General features: G+C 34.7%; 23 protein-coding genes and 1 tRNA gene. 11 read left to right on the top strand and 13 right to left on the bottom strand.

The genetic code is table 11. The features are described from left to right. Positions 1–2: 2 nt before the first annotated feature. A complete protein-coding gene (locus ACM55K_RS10375) occupies positions 3–1,142 on the bottom strand; it encodes a lipoprotein N-acyltransferase Lnb domain-containing protein (RefSeq protein WP_416850156.1) in 1,140 nt (379 codons plus the stop codon). A 111-nt stretch (positions 1,143–1,253) separates the two neighbouring features. Continuing rightward, positions 1,254–2,324 carry a putative type IX sorting system protein PorV2 gene (locus ACM55K_RS10370; protein WP_465245426.1) on the bottom strand — a complete coding sequence of 357 codons (1,071 nt, stop codon included), beginning with the start codon at positions 2,322–2,324 and terminating at the stop codon, positions 1,254–1,256. Between the two features lie 193 nt (positions 2,325–2,517). Here ACM55K_RS10370 and ACM55K_RS10365 point away from each other — a divergent pair, with 193 nt between their 5' ends. Then, the gene (locus tag ACM55K_RS10365; protein WP_416850155.1) at positions 2,518–3,234 is read left to right on the top strand and encodes a CDP-alcohol phosphatidyltransferase family protein; all 717 of its coding nucleotides are present in this window, start codon (positions 2,518–2,520) and stop codon (positions 3,232–3,234) included. 8 nt (positions 3,235–3,242) lie between these two features. Then, a complete protein-coding gene (locus ACM55K_RS10360) occupies positions 3,243–4,106 on the top strand; it encodes a glycoside hydrolase family 25 protein (RefSeq protein ID WP_416850154.1) in 864 nt (287 codons plus the stop codon). Positions 4,107–4,281: 175 nt separating this feature from the next. On the opposite strand, the gene lptB is transcribed toward ACM55K_RS10360, so the two are convergent. The 4 genes from lptB to ACM55K_RS10340 all read right to left on the bottom strand — a co-directional run bounded on the left by lptB (position 4,282) and on the right by ACM55K_RS10340 (position 7,234). After that, entirely contained in the window at positions 4,282–5,022 is a 741-nt protein-coding gene (gene lptB / locus ACM55K_RS10355; RefSeq protein ID WP_416850153.1) for an LPS export ABC transporter ATP-binding protein, read from the bottom strand. 85 nt (positions 5,023–5,107) lie between these two features. After that, positions 5,108–5,461, bottom strand: coding sequence for a carboxymuconolactone decarboxylase family protein (locus tag ACM55K_RS10350; protein WP_416850152.1), 354 nt, complete (start codon positions 5,459–5,461; stop codon positions 5,108–5,110). Beyond that, entirely contained in the window at positions 5,454–6,269 is an 816-nt protein-coding gene (gene tatC / locus ACM55K_RS10345) for a twin-arginine translocase subunit TatC (RefSeq protein WP_416850151.1), read from the bottom strand. Before tatC ends, ACM55K_RS10350 begins: the two co-directional genes overlap by 8 nt. Further along, positions 6,269–7,234: a KpsF/GutQ family sugar-phosphate isomerase gene (locus tag ACM55K_RS10340; RefSeq protein ID WP_416850150.1), complete on the bottom strand. Its 966-nt coding sequence runs from the start codon at positions 7,232–7,234 to the stop codon at positions 6,269–6,271. Before ACM55K_RS10340 ends, tatC begins: the two co-directional genes overlap by 1 nt. A gap of 84 nt (positions 7,235–7,318) precedes the next feature. Here ACM55K_RS10340 and recQ point away from each other — a divergent pair, with 84 nt between their 5' ends. Continuing rightward, entirely contained in the window at positions 7,319–9,514 is a 2,196-nt protein-coding gene (recQ, locus tag ACM55K_RS10335; RefSeq protein ID WP_416850149.1) for a DNA helicase RecQ, read from the top strand. Between the two features lie 51 nt (positions 9,515–9,565). Here recQ and ACM55K_RS10330 read toward each other — a convergent pair whose 3' ends face one another. Further along, positions 9,566–9,799 (bottom strand): hypothetical protein, encoded by a 234-nt coding sequence (locus tag ACM55K_RS10330; protein ID WP_416850148.1) that lies wholly within the window; start codon positions 9,797–9,799, stop codon positions 9,566–9,568. 162 nt (positions 9,800–9,961) lie between these two features. Between ACM55K_RS10330 and ACM55K_RS10325 the strand changes: the two genes are divergently transcribed. After that, a complete protein-coding gene (locus ACM55K_RS10325; RefSeq protein ID WP_416850147.1) occupies positions 9,962–11,524 on the top strand; it encodes an NAD(P)/FAD-dependent oxidoreductase in 1,563 nt (520 codons plus the stop codon). Positions 11,525–11,616: 92 nt separating this feature from the next. Here ACM55K_RS10325 and ACM55K_RS10320 read toward each other — a convergent pair whose 3' ends face one another. The 4 genes from ACM55K_RS10320 to msrB all read right to left on the bottom strand — a co-directional run bounded on the left by ACM55K_RS10320 (position 11,617) and on the right by msrB (position 14,037). After that, a complete protein-coding gene (locus tag ACM55K_RS10320) occupies positions 11,617–12,408 on the bottom strand; it encodes a CHAD domain-containing protein (RefSeq protein ID WP_416850146.1) in 792 nt (263 codons plus the stop codon). A gap of 91 nt (positions 12,409–12,499) precedes the next feature. Next, positions 12,500–12,712, bottom strand: a complete 213-nt coding sequence (locus ACM55K_RS10315; RefSeq protein ID WP_416850145.1) for an SHOCT domain-containing protein — start codon at positions 12,710–12,712, stop codon at positions 12,500–12,502. A gap of 136 nt (positions 12,713–12,848) precedes the next feature. Further along, entirely contained in the window at positions 12,849–13,475 is a 627-nt protein-coding gene (gene msrA, locus ACM55K_RS10310; protein WP_416850144.1) for a peptide-methionine (S)-S-oxide reductase MsrA, read from the bottom strand. Position 13,476: 1 nt separating this feature from the next. Next, entirely contained in the window at positions 13,477–14,037 is a 561-nt protein-coding gene (gene msrB, locus ACM55K_RS10305) for a peptide-methionine (R)-S-oxide reductase MsrB (protein ID WP_416850143.1), read from the bottom strand. A 396-nt stretch (positions 14,038–14,433) separates the two neighbouring features. Between msrB and idi the strand changes: the two genes are divergently transcribed. From idi to ACM55K_RS10270, 7 genes are all read left to right on the top strand, one after another. After that, the gene (gene idi, locus ACM55K_RS10300; protein ID WP_416850142.1) at positions 14,434–14,961 is read left to right on the top strand and encodes an isopentenyl-diphosphate Delta-isomerase; all 528 of its coding nucleotides are present in this window, start codon (positions 14,434–14,436) and stop codon (positions 14,959–14,961) included. Between the two features lie 20 nt (positions 14,962–14,981). Beyond that, positions 14,982–15,392 carry a 6-pyruvoyl trahydropterin synthase family protein gene (locus tag ACM55K_RS10295; RefSeq protein WP_416850141.1) on the top strand — a complete coding sequence of 137 codons (411 nt, stop codon included), beginning with the start codon at positions 14,982–14,984 and terminating at the stop codon, positions 15,390–15,392. After that, positions 15,392–15,850, top strand: coding sequence for a peroxiredoxin (locus tag ACM55K_RS10290; protein WP_416850140.1), 459 nt, complete (start codon positions 15,392–15,394; stop codon positions 15,848–15,850). The genes ACM55K_RS10295 and ACM55K_RS10290 overlap by 1 nt, the downstream gene beginning before the upstream one ends. Positions 15,851–16,001: 151 nt before the next feature. After that, positions 16,002–16,964, top strand: a complete 963-nt coding sequence (locus ACM55K_RS10285) for a type I phosphomannose isomerase catalytic subunit (RefSeq protein WP_416850139.1) — start codon at positions 16,002–16,004, stop codon at positions 16,962–16,964. Between the two features lie 68 nt (positions 16,965–17,032). After that, positions 17,033–17,299, top strand: a complete 267-nt coding sequence (locus ACM55K_RS10280) for a hypothetical protein (protein WP_416843010.1) — start codon at positions 17,033–17,035, stop codon at positions 17,297–17,299. Positions 17,300–17,377: 78 nt separating this feature from the next. After that, a tRNA-Thr gene (locus ACM55K_RS10275) sits at positions 17,378–17,451 on the top strand. 292 nt (positions 17,452–17,743) lie between these two features. Further along, the gene (locus ACM55K_RS10270; protein WP_416850138.1) at positions 17,744–18,124 is read left to right on the top strand and encodes a hypothetical protein; all 381 of its coding nucleotides are present in this window, start codon (positions 17,744–17,746) and stop codon (positions 18,122–18,124) included. A gap of 96 nt (positions 18,125–18,220) precedes the next feature. Here ACM55K_RS10270 and ACM55K_RS10265 read toward each other — a convergent pair whose 3' ends face one another. After that, entirely contained in the window at positions 18,221–18,931 is a 711-nt protein-coding gene (locus ACM55K_RS10265; RefSeq protein WP_416850137.1) for a DUF4369 domain-containing protein, read from the bottom strand. Positions 18,932–19,136: 205 nt separating this feature from the next. Continuing rightward, on the bottom strand, positions 19,137–20,999 hold the full coding sequence (locus ACM55K_RS10260; protein WP_416850136.1) for a M61 family metallopeptidase: 1,863 nt from the start codon (positions 20,997–20,999) through the stop codon (positions 19,137–19,139). Positions 21,000–21,009: the final 10 nt, after the last annotated feature.

Raw genomic sequence — 21,009 nt, 5'->3', positions numbered from 1 at the left:
TTCTAAATGATAATTGGAATGCGTTTTTTATTTTGAATTGCTAATCTGACTAAAATAATCATGCTTGAAATTATTAAAGGAAGCACAATCAATAAATGCGCTTTGTTGATTAGAATGATGAGGTAGAGTAGTAATGAAAGGATGTTGAATACAGCCAGATTGTAAGCTCCTTTTTTGTTTTTTGTTGCGTAAAAATATAGCAGTCCTAATAATGTTGGGTTAAACAACAAGATATTATAATTGTAGCTCAATTCATGGTGTTCCGAATAAAATCCTACAAAGACAAAAAACACTCCTAACAATGCCATCATAGTAAGGTAAAATAGATTACTGCTTTTCTTATTTATAAATACAATAAATCCAAGGAATAGTACATAAGTGTACCAATTGTTCCACCAAGATCCAGAAGCTTCTTCATCGAATTCAATTATGGTTTTGTTTTCGGGAGCAAGAGGATGGTTTTGAAAAGAAACCTTTTGTAGGCTTTTTTGTAATTCAAAAGGTAAAAAAATTTGCGTTCCTAAGCCATCTACTTTTTTACCAAAGATAATACTTGTTCCTAATTTTTCATAAAAGTGATTGTCAAAATAAGGATATAATATAGTTCTATAGGTGATATCTGTGTCTGCATTTTTCACGATTGCTGTAGTATCTAGCGTTTTATTAATGATGTCAACTACCATCGAAGTACAGTTTTTGTCAATAAATTTATACGTGTAATGGCTTTCTCCTGAGGCTAAAGAAGTATTGAGATTATCAAATAATTGTTGTTTTAAGCGCTCCGGAATATTCAGTTCTTGCTCATAAACCGATCTTTTCTCATACGTATATTCATTGATGAAATCCCCATAGGAATGCGCTACTGCAAAATACTGTAAATCTCCTTTGATAAATTTCAAAACAAAATTGGGAGTGTTAAAGTCAAAAGCACCATAATTATAAACCACATCGATATTGTTAGAAGTGTCATTGATGCGAATGGCGGTATGCCCAAACAATGAATAGGATTCGTTACCCGTTCCGCAAGTAAGTACGCTGACATGGGCGTCTTTCGATAATAAAAGGTTTTGGGAGAAACTGTAACTTACAGTTAAAAAAAGTAACGTAAAAAAAGAAAATTTTTTTAATAAAGAAATGTTCATTTGGTTGTTCTGTTATTGTCCGTACTATTACCTAAATTATTTTTTATAAAATTAGTGTAAATCTGTTTAATCTGCGCGCTATTTTAATGAGAGTAGAGTTGGCTTTTTTTATTAATTTCGAAACATGCCCAAATCTACTTTAACTGAAAAAATATTCGAATACAGCGCCGTACTTTGATTGCCTAAATCGGTTAATGCATAATCAATTTGAATGCCTTTGTATTTAAATCCCAATCCAATATTGGGCTGAAAGCCTACTTTTTCAGTGCCGTCCAATTGTTCTGCATTTTGAAAATTCCCTACACCGGCACGTAGAAAAACTAAGTCGGTATAACCAAATTCCAATCCTGCCGCGGGGTCAACACTTACAAAATCAGTCGAAATTAAATCATTGGTTTTCGTAAATCGCATATTCATATTGGCAGCAGCCAAAATACTGTAATCATAATGAATGATAAACTTCTTAGCGATTCCCAATTGCACTTTTGGAGCTGTGATCTCGGTGCTTTCCGGTAATTCCTGATTTTCTCCAGGAATTGCATTGGCGATTTTTTTGTATTCGGCTTCATCGATATTCCAAACGTTATAAGTAGTGGTGATATCGCGAAGCATCAATCCAAACTGCCAGTCGTTCTTTTCGAATTGTATGCCAACATCAAATCCAAATCCCCAGGAACTGGCAAATTTTCCAATAATTCGTCGGATTACTTTCGCATTTACACCGTATTGAAATCCGGGAACGGGAAGTTTTCGCGCGTATGAAAAAGTAAAGCCATAATCCGCTGTGGAAAAAAGACTGATGCGGTTGTAGTCAATGTTGCCTTGGCTGTCTATTAATTCGGTGGTGTTTAAAATATCGTCCACACCAAAACGAATTAAAGAAATCCCCCAGACGCTGCGGTCATCTATGGGACTGGCGTATGCGAGGTAATCGTATTGGGCAATATTGGCAAAATAATTGGCATGCATTAAGGAAACCTGATGGTCTTCTAAGTGAATCAGTCCTGCAGGATTCCAATACCCAGAATTGACGTCTCGGGTTGAGGCTACAACCGCATTTGACATGCCCAAAGCAGCAGCATCAACACCGATATTCATAAACTCATTGGAGTATTTCCGGACAGTCTGACTGTAATTTGAGGTATAAACCAAAAGCAATAAAAATAAGGAGCCTTTTTTCAATTGAACTATTTTTACAACCCGAAAGCCTGTTTAATTTTTATCAAAAATATAATTTTTTACTGAGGTTATTTCTTCCTTTGGATAAATATATGGAAACAAGAATCGGCTGTTGAAAAATCTCTACTAAAAAACGTACTTCCTCTTCACTTATTATACTAAATTTGCCAACTTTGGCTCACTAAACTTTATAACTATGAATATAAAAAAGCATATCCCAAATATTATTACTTTGCTTAATCTTTTTTGCGGCTGTGTCGCTTTGGTTTTTGCATTTCATCGTAATTTTGAAATGGCTTTTTATTTTGTTTGTTTGGGTATATTTTTGGACTTTTTTGATGGTTTTTTCGCCCGATTATTCAAGGTTTCCAGTCCGTTGGGCTTACAGTTGGATTCTTTGGCAGATATGGTTACCAGTGGTGTTGTTCCCGGTTTGATAATGTATCAAATGATGATCGATATTTCGACTACTATGCCAGATAGTTATATGCAAATTTTTCCTTATTTAGGTTTTATTATCACTTTGGGTTCTTGTTATCGCTTGGCGAATTTTAATATTGATACGCGTCAAACAGATTCTTTCATCGGTCTGCCAACGCCCGCCAATGCATTGTTTATTTTAAGTTTGCCTTTGGTTCTAAAGTATTCTGATTCTCTTTTTGTTCTCGAAATTTTCACAAATCCATGGGTTTTATTGGTGATTACTTTATTAAGTGCATACATACTAAATGCCGAAATTCCGCTATTTTCCTTAAAAATCAAAAAATTTATTTTTAAGGATAATGCACTTCAAATTATCTTTCTGATTATTTCTCTTTTGTTATTGGTTTTCTTCCAATATTTAGGAATTCCTTTGCTTATCATTTTTTATATTTTACTGTCTGTAGTGAATAATAAAGTTTTAAAAAAGTAATTTTTTGAATGAGAAAAAAAACGGTCAGAAGAAGAACCATTGTAGTTCGTAAATCCAAAAAGAAAGCCTCAGTTTTCTCTGGAAAACTTGTGCGTTTTTCAATTATTACTTTTTTTATCCTTCTTGTACTTGGGACTGGCTATCATTACCGTAATGGATTAGCGTATTATTTTAGTTTTAAATCGAATAAAGTACTCAGCGAAGCAGCTGAAAACAAGCGCATTTCTGATGTTCGAAATTTTCAGGTTTTAGAAAAACACGAAGGAAAAAGTATTGGTTTAGATGTTTCGGAGTATCAGGGAAAAATCCATTGGTCTTATGTTGACACTTTAGAAAAAAAATATCCTTTACATTTTGTGTTTATACGTGCCACGGTAGGAAAAGATAGAAAAGACCGTCAGTTTAATCGGAATTGGCTTGGCGCCAAAGAAAATAAAATGATTCGAGGGGCTTATCATTATTACCGCCCCAATGAAAATTCACTCGAGCAAGCTACGCTTTATATTAAAACAGTGACACTTCGAAAAGGAGATTTGCCACCTATTTTAGACATTGAAAAATTACCTAAAAACCAATCGCTGGATAGTCTAAAAGTTGGATTGAAAAGATGGTTGAAAGCAGTGGAATTGCATTATGGAGTAAAACCTATTATTTATACCGGCGAGAAATATTACGATGATTTTTTGAAAGATGAATTCAATGATTATCTTTTTTGGATTGCCAATTATAATTTTTACAGGGAAGAAATAGACGACGATTGGTTGTTCTGGCAGTTCACCGAAAAAGCATCGATTCCAGGTATAAAAGGGAATGTCGATGTCAATATTTACAATGGTGATTTACAGCAGTTGCGGTATATTACTGTGGAGTAGTTTTTAGTAATCAGTATTCATTTACAGTATTCAGTCGCAATTTTTAGTGATTACTCAAAGTTTTCAAATTAAGAATGTTAAACATCCTCTTTTGTTTTGTCTCAGTTAGCAACTTTTTTTCAATTGCCAACCTCTATCTAATCTGCTTCCTGTAAACTGCGCCTGAAAACTTTCTTTAGAACTCCAGTTTCTTTTTTCTCAACTCAAAATTTTGTCCAAGATAGACGCGACGTACCATTTCGTCTTCTACCAGTTCTTCGGGGATACCTGCTTTTAGGATTCCACCTTCAAACATTAAATAGGTTTTGTCCGTAATGGCTAACGTTTCCTGAACGTTGTGGTCGGTTATAAGAATACCGATATTCTTGTTTTTTAATTGGGCTACAATTCTTTGGATATCTTCTACAGCAACAGGATCGACACCAGCAAAAGGCTCATCCAGTAATATGAATTTTGGATCGGTAGCAAGGCAACGCGCAATTTCAGTACGACGACGCTCTCCCCCGGAAAGTAAATCCCCTCGGTTAGTGCGAATGTGTTCCAGGCTAAACTCTTCAATTAAACTTTCCATTTTAGCTTCTTGTTCGGCTTTGGATAGTGTTGTTAGTTGTAAAACGCTCAATATGTTGTCTTCGATGCTTAATTTTCTAAAAACAGAAGCTTCTTGTGCTAAATAACCAATTCCCTGTTGTGCTCTTTTGTACATAGGGTAATCGGTGATATTCAGATCATCAAGGAATATGTTGCCTGAATTTGGTTTAACCAATCCTACAATCATATAAAAAGAAGTCGTTTTTCCGGCACCGTTAGGTCCCAAAAGCCCCACGATTTCGCCTTGATTCACTTCTACCGAAATGCCTTTTACTACACTACGTCCTTTATAGGTTTTTACAAGATTTTCGGCTCTTAATTTCATTTTTTTAGTTTAATCGTTTGATTGTTTAACTGTTTAATCGTTCAAATAAACGAATAAACAATTAAACGATTTTGCTTCTTAACAATTATTTCACAGCGGTTTCTTCCAGTGCTTCCCAGAATTCATAGGCTCTGCGCAAATGAGGTACGACTATAGTTCCGCCAACAAGTGTAGCGATTCCCATAGCTTCCATCATTTCTTCTTTGGTAACCCCTTCTTTGAAGCTGGTTTCCAAATGGTATTTAACGCAATCATCACAGCGCAAAACTGCCGAAGCCACTAGTCCAAGCAACTCTTTTGTTTTTATATCCAAAGCTCCTGCTGCATAAGCATTCGTATCTAAATTGAAAATACGCTTTACAATTTTATTGTTGTCTGCCAATAATTTTTCGTTCATTTTAGAACGGTAGTCGTTGAATTCTTGAATGATATCAGCCATTTACTTTTTTTTGATTTCGTACTACGATTTTTGAAATTAAGATACTTGCTTCATATATTAATAGCATCGGTATAGCAACAATTGTTTGGCTCACCACATCAGGAGGTGTAACAATTGCGGCAACGATAAGTATTATTATTACAGCATATTTCCAATATTTTCTTAAAAATTCAGGTGTTACTAACCCTAGTTTGGTCAGGAAGTAGATAATTATTGGTAGTTCAAAAAACAATCCGCTGGCAATAACACTTGTTTTTACCATGCCAATATAGGAATCAATACTGAATTGGTTTTTTACGATCGCACTTACTTTGAAAGTGGCGAAAAAGTTAACCGACATGGGTACCACTACAAAATAGCCAAATAGAACACCCAAAAAGAATAACAAAGACGAGACAAAAATGAAAAGTTTTGCGTGCTTTTTTTCTTTCTCATACAATGCAGGACTGATGAACTTCCATATTTCCCATAAAATATAAGGGAAGCCAAGAATAAATCCCGCTAATATACACGTCCAGACCAATACATTTACCTGTCCTTCCATATCCGTGTTCTGGATTATAAAAGGCATTTCGGTTACGCAAATACTATCCGCAAAACCTAAAGCATGGGATAAATCACAAAAAAAGCGGTACGTGATAAAATTTGCATCTGTTGGTCCAAAAATAATTACATCAAAAATATAATCACTGATGAAAAAAGTAACGGTAGCAAGAATTAATATTGCAATAGTACTTCGAACCAATAACCATCTTAATTCTTCAAGATGATCTAAAAACGACATTTCGTTTAAGTTTTTCTTCGCCATTATACTATTCCCTCTTTTAAAATATCATGTAAGTGTAAAACGCCTTTGTATTCGCCATTGTCAACCACAACTAATTGTGTGATGGAGAAGTCTTCCAGTATATTCAGTGCCTCTACAACCATTGCTGTAGAGGGTATTAGTTTTGGATTTTTAGTCATAATATCTTTTGCGGTCAAATCTGAGAAAGAATCCCTCTCATTTAGCATTCTTCTAATGTCACCATCGGTAATAATTCCGACAATTTTATCCTGATCTACAACGGCAGTTACGCCGAGACGCTTCTCTGAAATTTCGAAAATAACTTTTTTTATCGATGCATCCGGAGCAACCGCGGGTTTCAAAGTATGTTCCAGCATGTCCTTAACGCGGAGTAATAATTTTTTGCCTAAAGCACCGCCTGGATGGTATACTGCAAAATCTTCTGGTTTGAAATCACGCATTTCCATAAGACAAACAGCAATGGCATCGCCCATTACTAATTGCGCGGTAGTACTATTGGTAGGAGCAAGATTGTTAGGACAAGCCTCTGCTTCTACTGTAGTGTTCAAAATAAAATCGGAACCCTTAGCAAGAAAAGAAGTCATATTTCCTGTAATTGCAATTAAAGTATTTCCAAAACGTTTTAAAAGCGGTACCAAAACCTTTATTTCGGGGCTGTTGCCACTTTTCGAAATACAAATAATTATATCATCATTTTGCACCATTCCTAAATCCCCATGAATCGCTTCTGAAGCATGAAGAAACAGCGAAGGAGTTCCGGTAGAATTAAAGGTGGCTACCATTTTTTGAGCAATAATGGCACTTTTTCCAATACCTGTCACGACTAATCTTCCTTTGGAATTATAGATATTTTGTGTGGCTTCAATGAAGTTTTCATCAAGAAATTCAGTTAGTTTGGCAATTGCTTTACTTTCAGATAAAATAGTTTTTTTGGCGCTAGCCAATATATTTTCTTTACTTATCAAAACAGAATGGTTAAAATTTGTGTGTTAAAAAGAATTTTGTATCTTTATTGATGCAAATTTATACAAAATACCACATAATCAAGAATGAATTCAAACGAAATTGATATCCACAAAGAATTAAAAAAATATTTTGGCTTCAGCCAATTTAAAGGATTACAAGAACAAGTGATTAAAAGTCTCCTTAATAAGGAAAACACATTTGTGATTATGCCTACAGGAGGAGGGAAGTCACTCTGTTACCAATTGCCTGCTTTGATTCAGGAGGGAACTGCTATCGTAGTTTCACCTTTAATCGCTTTGATGAAAAATCAAGTTGATGCCATTCGTAGTTTGTCTTCTGAAAATGGTGTTGCCCATGTTTTAAACTCTTCACTTACCAAAACCGAAATTACCCAAGTTAAAAAGGATATTACTTCCGGTTTAACCAAATTATTATATGTTGCCCCAGAATCCTTGACCAAAGAAGAGTATGTGACTTTTCTCCAAACGGTGCCTATTTCCTTTGTGGCTATCGATGAAGCCCATTGCATCTCTGAGTGGGGGCATGATTTTAGACCAGAATACAGAAATCTAAAACACATCATTAAGCAATTAGGTGATGTGCCTATTATTGGCTTGACCGCTACGGCCACGCCAAAAGTTCAGGAAGATATTCTGAAAAATTTAGATATGACTGATGCTACTACTTTTAAAGCATCATTTAACAGGCCCAATTTATATTACGAAGTACGTACCAAAACTAAAAATGTTGAATCGGATATTATCCGTTTTATCAAACAACATAAAGGCAAATCTGGAATAATTTATTGTTTAAGCCGTAAAAAAGTGGAGGCTGTTGCCGAAGTTTTACAGGTAAACGGAATAAGTGCCGTTCCTTATCATGCAGGATTAGATGCTAAAACCCGAGCTAAACACCAGGATATGTTTCTTATGGAGGATGTTGATGTAGTGGTGGCAACTATCGCTTTTGGAATGGGAATTGACAAACCGGATGTTCGTTTTGTAATTCACCACGATATTCCTAAATCATTGGAAAGTTATTATCAGGAAACTGGTCGCGCAGGTCGTGACGGTGGTGAAGGACATTGTCTTGCCTATTATTCTTATAAAGATGTTGAGAAATTAGAAAAATTTATGTCAGGTAAACCTGTTGCCGAGCAGGAAATTGGTTTTGCCTTATTACAAGAAGTAGTAGCTTATGCTGAAACTTCGATGTCCAGAAGGAGATTTCTACTTCATTATTTCGGAGAAGAATTTGATGATGTCAATGGTGAAGGCGCTGATATGGATGATAATGTTAGAAACCCAAAAACAAAAGTTGAAGCCATTGATCAAGTGGTAAAATTGCTGGAAGTGGTTCGTGATACGAAACATTTATACAAATCTAAAGAAGTTGTTTTTACGTTAATTGGTCGTGTCAATGCAGTAATCAAAGCACATAGAACCGATACGCAGTCTTTTTTTGGGTGCGGTTCGGATCATGATGAAAAATATTGGATGGCTTTATTGCGACAAGTTCTCGTTGCCGGGCTTTTGTCGAAAGACATTGAAACCTATGGAATAGTGAAAATTACCAAGAAAGGATTGGATTTTATTAAAAACCGTGAATCCTTTATGATGTCTGAAGATCATGAGTACAATGAATCTGAGGATGAAGCAATAGTGACGGCAGCAAAATCTACAGGAACTGCCGATGAAGTATTGATGGGTATGTTACGCGATTTACGTAAAAAAGTAGCCAAGAAATTAGGCGTTCCTCCATTTGTGGTTTTCCAAGATCCATCACTCGAAGACATGGCTTTGAAATATCCGGTTTCCCAAGAAGAACTGATTAATATTCATGGCGTTGGAGAAGGAAAAGCCAAGAAATACGGAAAGGAATTCCTAGAGTTAATTAGCCGATATGTAGAAGATAATGATATCATTCGTCCGGAGGATTTAGTGGTGAAATCTACTGGAGTCAATTCGGTAAATAAACTATATATCATTCAAAATATCGACAGAAAATTATCTCTTGATGATATTGCTTCTGCAAAAGGGTTAAAGATGGACGATTTGATTAAAGAAATGGAACAAATTGTCTATTCAGGAACCAAGTTAAATATAAAATATTGGATCGATGATATGCTTGATGATGATCAACAGGAGGAAATTCATGATTATTTTATGGAATCCCTTTCCGATAATATAGAAGAAGCACTCAAAGAATTTGAGGGTGATTATGATATTGATGAATTGCGTTTGATGCGAATTAAATTTATCAGCGAAGTAGCGAATTAGGAAGTTTAAAGTCACAGTAGAGAACTGAATACTGTGACTGAGTACTGCAAACTAAAAAATTTCTCCTCGATGCGGTTTCAAAGCATCTCTTACCTGAATCATGTTTTCATCCGTGACTACCATAAAGGCAATAGCTTGCATTTCGCCATGAATTTCGAAACCGGTGATATTTAAGTCAAGTTTTTCAATTGTAATATATTCTTTCAAATGAATTTCGTGATGTTCTGCCGTTTTTGCGGAAGCAGGCCCGCGGAAATCCCAAATCAGTTTTATTTTTCTAGACATTTTTTTATGAGGTACAAAGATTCAAAGTGCCAAAGTTACAAAGTCTAATTTAAAAAAGCATTCTAGATTCAATAACTAATTCCACTTCAAAATACTATTTTTGTGCTTTGTTTTTGTTTTTCGAATAAACGATTCAACAAAGCAACGATTAAATAAGATAAAATGCCTCAAGAACTCCTATTACAAGTACTGCCGGAAATAGCTGCAAATGAATTGTTGCTCAAAGACTATTTGGCGAAACAAATTAAGGTTTCCACCAAAGAAATCGAGCATGTTTCCATTTTAAAACGTTCTATTGATGCGCGTCAGAAAGCGGTTAAAATTAATTTGAAAGTGATGATTTATTTGAAAGGAGAATCTTTTCAAGAACATAAATTCCAACTTCCCGATTATAAGAACGTAGCAACGGCTCCCGAGGTAATCGTTGTTGGCGCAGGGCCTGCAGGACTTTTTGCAGCATTGCAATTGATAGAACTGGGTTTGAAACCAATAGTTATTGAGCGTGGAAAAGATGTTCGTGGCAGAAGAAGAGATTTGAAAGCCATCAATGTGGAACATCTTGTGAACGAAGATTCCAATTATTGTTTTGGTGAAGGAGGAGCTGGAACCTATTCGGACGGGAAATTATACACGCGTTCTAAAAAAAGAGGCGATGTAACGAGGATTTTGGAATTATTTGTAGCTTTCGGAGCTTCGGAAGATATTTTAATTGATGCTCATCCACATATTGGAACCAATAAATTACCTCAAATTATTCAGGATATTCGGGAGAAAATCATCGAATGTGGCGGACAGGTTTTATTCGAAACCCGATTGACCGATATTTTAGTTAAAAATAATGAAGTGCAAGGTGTCGTTACTCAAAAAGGAGATACAATTCTGGCCAATAAAATAATTTTAGCCACAGGACATTCTGCCCGTGATATTTTCGAATTATTGGACAAAAAGCAAATTTTTATCGAAGCCAAACCTTTTGCCCTGGGCGTAAGAGCCGAGCATCCACAATCCTTAATCGATAGCATTCAGTACAGTTGTGATTATCGTGGTGAAAATTTACCTCCGGCACCTTATTCTATTGTGAAGCAAGTAGGAGGCAGGGGTATGTATTCGTTTTGTATGTGTCCTGGCGGTGTGATTGCGCCTTGTGCCACAAGTCCGGGTGAAGTGGTTACGAATGGCTGGTCGCCATCCAAAAGGGATCAGGCGACTGCCAATTCTGGAATTGTAATCGAATTGAAACTCGAAGATTTTCAACCGTTTGCCAAATTTGGTGCTTTAGCCGGAATGGAATTTCAAAAAAGTATCGAGCAACGCGCCTGGCATTTGGCTGGGGAAACCCAAAAAGTTCCTGCGCAACGCATGATTGATTTTACCCAAAACAAAGTTTCCTCCGAAATACCGAAAACATCTTATGTTCCCGGAACTACATCGGTAGAAATGGGGCAGGTTTTTCCCGGATTTCTAACGCAGATATTGCGAGAAGGTTTCTCTGAATTCGGGAAATCCATGCGAGGATATTTGACCAATGAAGCGGTACTTCACGCACCAGAATCAAGAACTTCCTCGCCAGTGCGTATTCCCAGAGATCCATTTACCTATGAACACGTTCAAATAAAAGGCTTGTATCCTTGTGGAGAAGGAGCGGGTTATGCTGGCGGAATTATATCTGCGGCTATTGACGGCGAGAAATGTGCGCTGATGATTGGTGCGATCTTGAACAAATAATACTATTCTATTTTTGAAAATCTATGTCAATTAAATCTTTCTTTTCTTTATCAAAAGTTCAGAACGGGCTAATTGTGCTAACTTCGACTATTTCAGCCTTTTCTAAAAAGACTATTGAGTAAGGCTGAATTTATTTTATTTAATAAAAATTCTCTTTTGAAAATGAATAGTGCTTTTATGCTTTCAAGCTGATTGTTTTCGGTTGGATTTATTTGACCGGAATCGATGATTTTTTTTAAATGGTTGATCGTTACTTGGTAATCGTGCCATTCTCCAAGTAGCTCCGGTAAAACATCCATGACTGAAATTAGCTTGTTTTGCTTGCTAAGATTCAGGCTTTTCTGATTGTACTGGTATTCCTTTAAGCGTTTGCGAAGCATATGCATTTGTTTATTTTTTAAAGTGTTTTGGGGGAGTAATTTTTTAATTTCAGCACTTTTTTTATCCATATAACGCTGCGCCTTTTTTTTGCTTATTTTGGTAAGAAAGGGAATGATTTTACGATAGTTTTTTTTTAGGGTTGAACCTGATTTACAGTTTGTAATGGAGAAGAATTTTTTTAATTCTTTAGCCAATTCTTTTTTTAAATCAACGCAATAGTCTTTGGGTAAATTGAAAAAAAAATGTTTTTCAAGTAAAGAAGTTTCCACTTGAAGTTCTCGTATTTTTCCCGCCTGACGAAAAATAAGTTTAAACGGGTTGAAAGTCTTATTTTGTTTAAATTCTTTGGAGCAAAAGTCAACCAAGTCAAATAAAGCATGGAGCTTTTTGATTTCTACTCTGAGTACATGAAAAGTATCTGGTGTGTAAGATTGTAGTGGTTTTTGCAAAAGAAGGTTGATGACACTTTTTCGTTTTTTTAAATATTTTTTGAGCGCTTTCATCTTTTGAAAATATTTGTCGACCGTTTTGTCTTAGAATTGAAATATAACGGAAGTATTTCTTGATCGCGTTTAATGAAGGTGAAAGTTCTTGTTAATTTTTATCAATAATTTTCTTTTTTTCATCGAATTCTTCTTTCGTAATTTCTCCTTTGGCGAATCTTTTTTTTAGAATATCCAGTGGAGTCTCTTTTTTTGTTCGCTGACCGGGAATGTCATAAGGAGTTGCGAATATCCATATTGCCATGATTACCCAAAATACCCACCAGAACATATGCATTCCCCAAAAGTGATGTCCATTATGCATAGCGTGTTTTTTTAAAAGGTTGAAAATCAGTATAAATGTATGAAATTTAGAGTTGAAAATCAAGTTGTTCCGTAAGATTGTTTCTTTAGGGAGCTAAAAAAAACCGTCTCGTTACGAGACGGTTTTAGCATAATTTCTATTTTTTCTTTTTCAATCGATCCTTAAATAGCTTTTCAAATTTTTCAATTTTGGGTTGAATCACCATTTGGCAATACGGTTGACTTTTATTATTTGCATAATAATTTTGATGGTAGTCTTCGGCTTTATAAAACTTGGTCAGCGGCTCCAGTGTTGTTACTATAGGGCTGTCATATATTTTAGCTTTTTTCAAGGCATTGATAATTGTTAGTGCGGCTACTTTTTGTTGTTCATTTTTGTAGAAAATAGCAGATCGGTATTGTGTTCCGGCATCAGCACCTTGACGGTTTAAAGTAGTTGGATCGTGAACAGTAAAGAAAACTTTGAAAATTTCGTCAAGATTCGTTACGTTTTTATCGTAGGTAATTTGCACTGCTTCGGCATAACCTGTTCTTCCGGTGGAAACATCCTCATACGATGGGTTGGCGATTTTACCACCGGCATAACCTGAAACTGCCGATTTTACTCCATTTAGATTCTCATAAACCGCTTCCACACACCAGTAACAACCGCCAGCTAAAGTGATGGTTTCGAGATTCGATTGTTTTGCGGCTTGACTAACAGTATTGTTTTGTCCAAACAGACTCAGTGTTATCAAAAGACAAATTAAAAATAAATTCTTCATGTTATTTGGTATCAGGTATAAAGTCAAGGGCAATCGAATTCATGCAATATCTTTTTCCGGTTGGTGCAGGTCCATCATCAAAAAGATGTCCTAAATGACCACCACATCTGCCACAAAGGGCTTCGATTCTTTCCATTCCAAGTGAATTGTCAGTTTTATAAACTATACTGTTTTTGTTATCTTGTTCAAAAAAACTGGGCCAACCGCAACTGCTGGCAAATTTTGCACCGGAACGAAATAATTTATTACCACAAGAAGCACAATAGTACGTTCCTTTTTCATCCGTGTTCCAATATTTCCCTGTAAATGGTCTTTCGGTATCAGCATGTCGCATTACTTCATAAACATCTTCAGGTAATACCTTTTTCCATTCGGCATCCGAAAGGTTAAGTTTTGTCGTATCTGTATTAGAATAATACGGATTTCCGGATTTATTGATTGGATTTTCCATACTAGTAGTTTTTTTAATATTGTTCTGTTTGTTTGTATTTTGCCCGCAGGCAGTAAACATGAATAATGGAAGCAAAAATAATACGCTTAAAAAACGGGTTGTTGTTTTCATATTTTTCTTTTTTGTTCTACAAATGTAAAGCGGTTTTTTACTATAATATGTCGCCTACTTTACAAATTAATAGTGATTTAAGTAAGTTTTAACTATTGTTATTTACGTAAAAAAATCACTTTTGGATTTATAATTTTAAAAAAATGTTACTATAAACTCATTGTTCGAATTCAAGGAGTTTTTCTAAATCGTTAGGATGCGCTTTTCGGATGTTTATAGTATGCATTACAATAGGTGTGATTTGAGTATAAAAATACAAAAGAATCTTTAAAGGATTAGCATTGCATTTTATTTGGGCTTGCTCCAAAATGGTTTCGCCTCAACAAATCGAAACAGAACGTTAAAGCTTCCTTCCATAATTTTCTTTTTTGTATTTTTGTAAGGCTAAAAACACCTATGAAAGAAGAAAACGTAATATTAGTTAACCAAAATGATGAGCAAATAGGGTTGATGCCAAAGCTTGAAGCGCATGAAAAAGCCATTTTACATCGCGCCTTTTCTGTTTTTATTTTAAATGATAAAAATGAACTCATGCTGCAACAACGGGCGAATCAAAAATACCATTCCCCTTTATTGTGGACCAATACCTGTTGTAGTCATCAACGTGAAGGGGAGTCTAATATTGAGGCCGGAAGCCGAAGATTGTATGAAGAAATGGGTTTTGAAACAGAGCTCAAAGAGCTTTTCCATTTTATATACAAAGCCCCTTTTGATAACGGTTTGACTGAACATGAACTGGATCACGTTATGATAGGGTATTATAATGATGACCCCGAAATTAATACGGAAGAAGTAGAAGACTGGAAATGGATGAAGATAGAGGATGTGAAAGTTGATATGGAAATTCATCCCGAATTATATACCGTTTGGTTCAAAATAATATTCGACGAGTTTTATCATTTTCTGGAAGAACATAAAGTATAACGTTAATTCAACCCTTTCTAATGAAAGTTACTATTTCACGAAAAGCCCATTTCAATGCGGCACATAGATTACATAGAAAAGAATGGACTTTCGAGCAAAACGAGGCTGTTTTTGGCAAATGCAACAATCCTAATTATCACGGGCACAACTACGAATTGATTGTTAGTGTAACTGGAGCAATTGATCCCGAAACCGGTTTTGTCATGGATGTAAAATTCTTGAGCGAAATCATTAAAGAAGAAGTTGAAGATCGGTTTGACCATAAAAATCTCAATCTTGATGTTTTGGAATTTCAGGATTTAAATCCAACAGCCGAGAATATCGTAGTGGTAATTTGGAATAGAATCAGAAAAAGAATCAAACCACAATTTGAATTGGAAGTGGTTCTTTATGAAACACCTCGAAATTTTGTAACCTATAAAGGGGAATAATGGACTTAAAAGTGGGAGATAAAATCCCGAATTTTAAAGCAACAGATACCAACGGTAATGATTTTGACAGTCAAAGCATAGTAGGACATAAACCCCTTGTTATTTATTTTTATCCAAAAGACAATACACCGGGCTGTACCGCTCAAGCATGCAGTTTTAGAGATCAATATGAAGATTTTAAGGATCTAGGTGCAGAGGTAATAGGTGTGAGTAGCGATAGTGTTGCTTCTCATCAAGAATTTACTAAACACTATAAACTGCCTTTTCTTCTTTTGTCAGACCCTGATAAAAAAATCAAAAAACTTTTTGGTGTTCACTCTCAAATGCTTGGGTTAATTCCGGGACGTGTAACGTATGTAACAGATAAGAACGGAATTATTCAATTGATTTTTGATAGTATGATAGCCACCAGGCACATACCTATAGCGCTTGAAACCGTTAAAAGATTAGTATCATAGATTAACAAAATCGTATTAGATACGTTTTGTGTTTTTATCTTAATTTGCATCTTATCCCCACTTTACGGCGCCATTTTTTTTAAGTGAACTGAAGACTGGTTTGCGGAAATGATATAGATTATGCAAATTTACAATACATAAAAAAAGTAAAATGAAATTTTATCCATTACAATTTGAACCCATTCTGAAAGAAAGAATTTGGGGTGGTGAAAAACTAAAAACGGTACTTCATAAACCGATTACATCAAAAATAACTGGCGAAAGCTGGGAGTTATCAACAGTAGACGGTGATGTGAGTGTAGTAGCTAACGGTGAATGGAAAGGAAAATTATTGACTACTTTGATTAATGAATGTCCAAAGGAAATTTTAGGAACAGTTGTTCATGCACGATTTGGAAAACAATTCCCATTGCTTTTCAAATACCTGGATGCTCGTGAAGATTTGTCTATACAAGTTCATCCTAACGATGAGTTGGCCAAAAAGCGGCATAATTCTTTTGGAAAAACAGAAATGTGGTACATCATGCAAGCTGATGATAATGCCCGGATAATTGTGGGTTTTAAAGAAAAATCAGATGCCAACAATTATTTAGAAAATCTAAAAAATAAAACCTTACTTTCTATTCTTGACGATGTGAAAGTAAAATCAGGTGATGTCTTTTTCTTGGAAGCAGGAACGGTTCATGCTATTGGTGCGGGATTGGTCGTTGCCGAAATTCAGCAAACATCAGATATTACCTATCGTCTTTATGACTTTGACAGGGTAGATGATAGCGGAAATACAAGAGAACTACATGTAGATTTAGCTCTTGAGGCTATTAACTATAATACGATAGAAACTAAAAAAGAATATACTAAAAACGAAAATGTATCCAATGAAGTTGTGGATTGTCCTTATTTCACTACTAATTTTCTTCCGTTGAATGGTGAAATTACTGTTTCTAAATCCGGAAAAACGTTTACAGTTTATATGTGTTTGGAAGGAGCATTTGAAATTGATTTTGACAATTCAAAATCGGAATATAAAAAAGGAGACACTGTTTTGATTCCCGCTGCAATGAATACATTAATTCTCAATGGAAAAGCTTCAATTTTAGAAATTTACATTTCATAGTCGGTAATAGAAAGATTATGTGTACTTTTGCAGACGCAAATTAAAATTCAAATTTTAAAAAAATAAAAATGGCAAACGTTAAGAATTTAAAGAAAGACATCAACTACGTTTTAGGAGATATTATTGAAGCAGTTTACTTGTTCGAAATTTCTACAACAGGAAAACCAACAACAGAAACTAATGCTTTAATTGACGAAGCTATAGCTGCTTTTGACGTTTTAATCACAAAAGTGAACGAGAAAAAGGTGGAAGATAAAAAAGCACACTTCAAACAAATCAATGTTGAATTGGAACAAACTGCTAATCAATTGATTGCTAAAATCAACGAATTGTAGTCAAAAAAAAAGCAAAAAAAGTTTGAATTTGTTTTGGAAAATAGAAATTCAGACTTATATTTGCACCCGTAATGAGTCGCCAGCGTAGCTCAGTTGGCTAGAGCAGCTGATTTGTAATCAGCAGGTCGTGGGTTCGAGTCCCTCCGCCGGCTCTTTAATAAAACCATCTAATACTCTTAGATGGTTTTTTGTTTTTATTAAAAAAAAGGCAACATTAAATTTAATTCAAGGTTAAAAAAAACCGTCCCGATACATCGAGACGGTTTTTCTGTTTTGGAAGAAAAATAAGAATTGTAATGTGCGTCATTCATATGTAATAATTTTTAGGTTAAATTTTAAATCTAACCTAAAAAGAATAAATAGTATGGAAGAGCATTCAGTTATTGAAAATTTTGAAATGAGACTAAATGAATCTGCAAAAGATTTCTTGAAAGAGACGGCTAAATGGGCTTATTTTTATCAATCCTTGGTTATATAGGAATTGGTATTGTTGTTTTAGCTGCGTTATTTGCAGGTACATTATTTTCTAAGGTTGGCAATATGGCACCCGGAATGGGAGCTATGGGGTCTTCCATGGGAATAATTATAAGTGTTTTGTATTTAACAATCGCGATTCTTTATTTTTTCCCGGTGTATTACTTAAATAAATTTGGATCTAATGCCAAAGCAGCGTTTAGAGACAATGATTCGGCAACACTTGCTGCTTCTTTAGAATATTTAAAATCGCATTACAAATACATTGGAATTATGACATTGGTTGTTTTCTCTTTATATATTTTAATGTTTGCAGGTATGCTAATTATGGGAATGGCTTTAAAGAGTTAATGAATACTTGATTTACACTGTTGTAAAATAGAAAAACCGTCTCGATGTATCGAAACGGTTTTTCTATTTTAGGGTAACTTATAATTAACAACTCATTTATTTTTGCTTTTTGATATCGGCAACATATTTAGTCAATTTTTTTCCATAAAGTGATTGTGCTACTTTTGGAGACATTGATTTTTGAATCGTATCTAAATATTTAATATTGATATCATAGATCTCTGATAAGGCAATATAAGGCGCTACCTCGTAGTTTTTATTGTTTATCGCAAAGTTAGTAGCAAATAAGTACTTTCGTTTTATATTAGAATCTTGTTTTGCGTTTAAACTGTCAATGGCTTTAGAGTTATTGCTTTTAATGGCATTGAATTTTTTTTCAATTAAAGTAAGGTTTTCATCTGTAAAACGGGAATTTATCTTTTTGTACTCTTCAAATAAATCATTATTCTTAGATCCTGTAATTTTGGCGCTAGAAAGATAAGAGTCTAAACTAGTTTCAATAGTTATATTTCCTGGTTCGGCAAAAAACGAAAGGTTGTTGTCTAATGAATTGCTCACGCCTCTGTCCAGAAACAAATAAAGCATTTCAGGTGATTTTAATTCTAAGTCACTTTCAAAAGTGGAACTGCCATCGATGTTAATAGTGTCAATAGCAACAAGAGTTGTGTCCACCGCTCTTTGAATATATAAAGTTCCTTTTTTTAATCCTTTAATATTTCCGGTAATATGCAAGTTTGTTTTTGAATCCTTTTCGTTACAAGATGACAAAAGTAAAAGCGTAACGAATGCAATAATAGATTTTTTCATGTGAAGTTAATATTTGTTTTTTTTTGGAACATGTTATCGGCATTCTTTATAGTGATTTGTTTTTAAATCATGACGATTTCCTTTGTGTTTATATTTTGGCGCAAAATAAAGAAAATTGTTGGAATGATATGGTAACGCATTCAAATTTTACAAAAGAAATCCCAATCTATTTCTAAATTGGGATTTTCGGAATTATTTTTTGGATTTATGCTTTAAACCAAGCCTCTTTTAATTTATTTTTTGAAGAATCTGTAGCTTTCAATCCGTCTTTTTCTTCGTAGGGCAATTTTACTTTTCCTTTAATAATTTGCGTTGCGCCGTTGCGTTTTATTTTTACGGAAATCGGATCGTTTTCTTTCCAATTTTGACTCTCGTAAAACATTTCATCAATATTCTCAAGTGAATAAGGTTTGTCATTTATAGCGATTATAATATCTCCTCCTTTTAGACCCAAACTTGTATAAAAATCGATTAACGTTATCTTTGGATCAACGATTATCTCTTTGGTTTTTTGATCAACAGTGATGTATGGTGTTTTTCCTTTTAAGAATACGTTGCCGGGTACTTTTTCTATTGTATTAGTAACACCCACTTTGGCCAAGTAAGTAGCATAAGGAATTGGGGTTGTTCCAGATACATATGTACTTAAAAAAGTTCCTATTTCCGGATAGGTTAAAGCCGTTATTTTTGCGAAAAGCTCTTCATCATTAAATGGTTTTGTAGGGCCATATTCTTTTGACAGTTTTTGCATCAAATCCAGAATTCCTTTTTCTCCATTGCTTTTTTCTCGGATTATAATATCCAAACACATTCCAATAAGAGCTCCTTTTTCATATACATTTAAATACTGGTCTTTGTACGGTTTTGTCAATACATTAGCGCTCATGGTTGTAAAAGACATCGTGTCATTCAAGGTATTGGCACGAGTGATTTTTTCAGCTATTCGGGCGTAAAACTCTTCTTCATCAATTAAGCCTTGGTTAATTTGAAAAAGATTGGAGAAATATTCCGTTACCCCTTCGTACATCCATAAATGTTGTGACATTTTTGGTGAATTGTAATCAAAATATTGAATCTCTTTAGAATGAATAGATAAAGGAGTTACGATGTGGAAAAATTCATGTGAAACCACATCTTTCATCGATTTTACTAATTCCTCTTTTGGCATCATTTCAGGTAAAACTACTGTTGTTGCCGTAGGATGTTCTAAAGCACCAAATCCTTTTGCGTCGTCTCCTTTCATGGTTGATAGATATAATAAAACACTGTATTTTTTAGTAGCATTTATTTTGCCTAAAAAGTTCTTTTGGGCAGTCATCATCGTTTTCATTTCCGGAGTAATGCTTTCAGCTGTAAATTTTCCCGAAGGAGAATAAACAGCAATCAGTATTTCCATATCATCAACAGTAAAAGTGGTGTAATCTGGCTTGGCATACATGATCGGATTTTCTACTAATTCAGCATAACGAGACGTTATGAATTTATCATTTGTGTTACTTGCGTCCAAGTCAGTCATAGAAGTTGCACCCCAAAGTGTTGCTGGATGTGAAATCGTCACTTTATACGGTATTGACATGTAATTTGTAAAATAACCCACAAAACAATGGGTGTTAAGCATTATGTTTTTACCGGCATCAATATTAGAACCTGCAGGTGAAAAAATTTCATCATCACCAAATTTTTTCCCAGTTTCGGTATCAAATGAGTCATTTACCAAATAAGTAATCTTGTCTAAAGTTTTTGCATTCGCAATGGACCAAGAATTAGCATCCGTTTTCTTTACAGCCAATAGATTTCCTTTAGTATCATACGCTTTTAGATCATCAATATATCTGCCGTAGTTATCTTCAGAATATGTTCCTGGAACTGTTTTTGGAATATGATACGTGATTTCATCAGCCGAAATTGATGGCGCATTTACGGTTACCATCACCTTGTCATTTTTGACATCATTTAAATTGATAACAACCTGAACTTCTTGTTTAGCAGTGTAACTAGCCGATGAACTGACAGTTTTGCAACTCCAAAGAATAGAAGCTAAAGCAAGGGAAAAAAATATTCGTTTCATTTTCGTTTGT

It is taken from the genome of Flavobacterium arabinosi (assembly GCF_048158725.1).
In the GTDB taxonomy this organism is placed as follows: domain Bacteria; phylum Bacteroidota; class Bacteroidia; order Flavobacteriales; family Flavobacteriaceae; genus Flavobacterium; species Flavobacterium arabinosi.
This window is presented reverse-complemented; position numbering and strand designations above follow the sequence as displayed.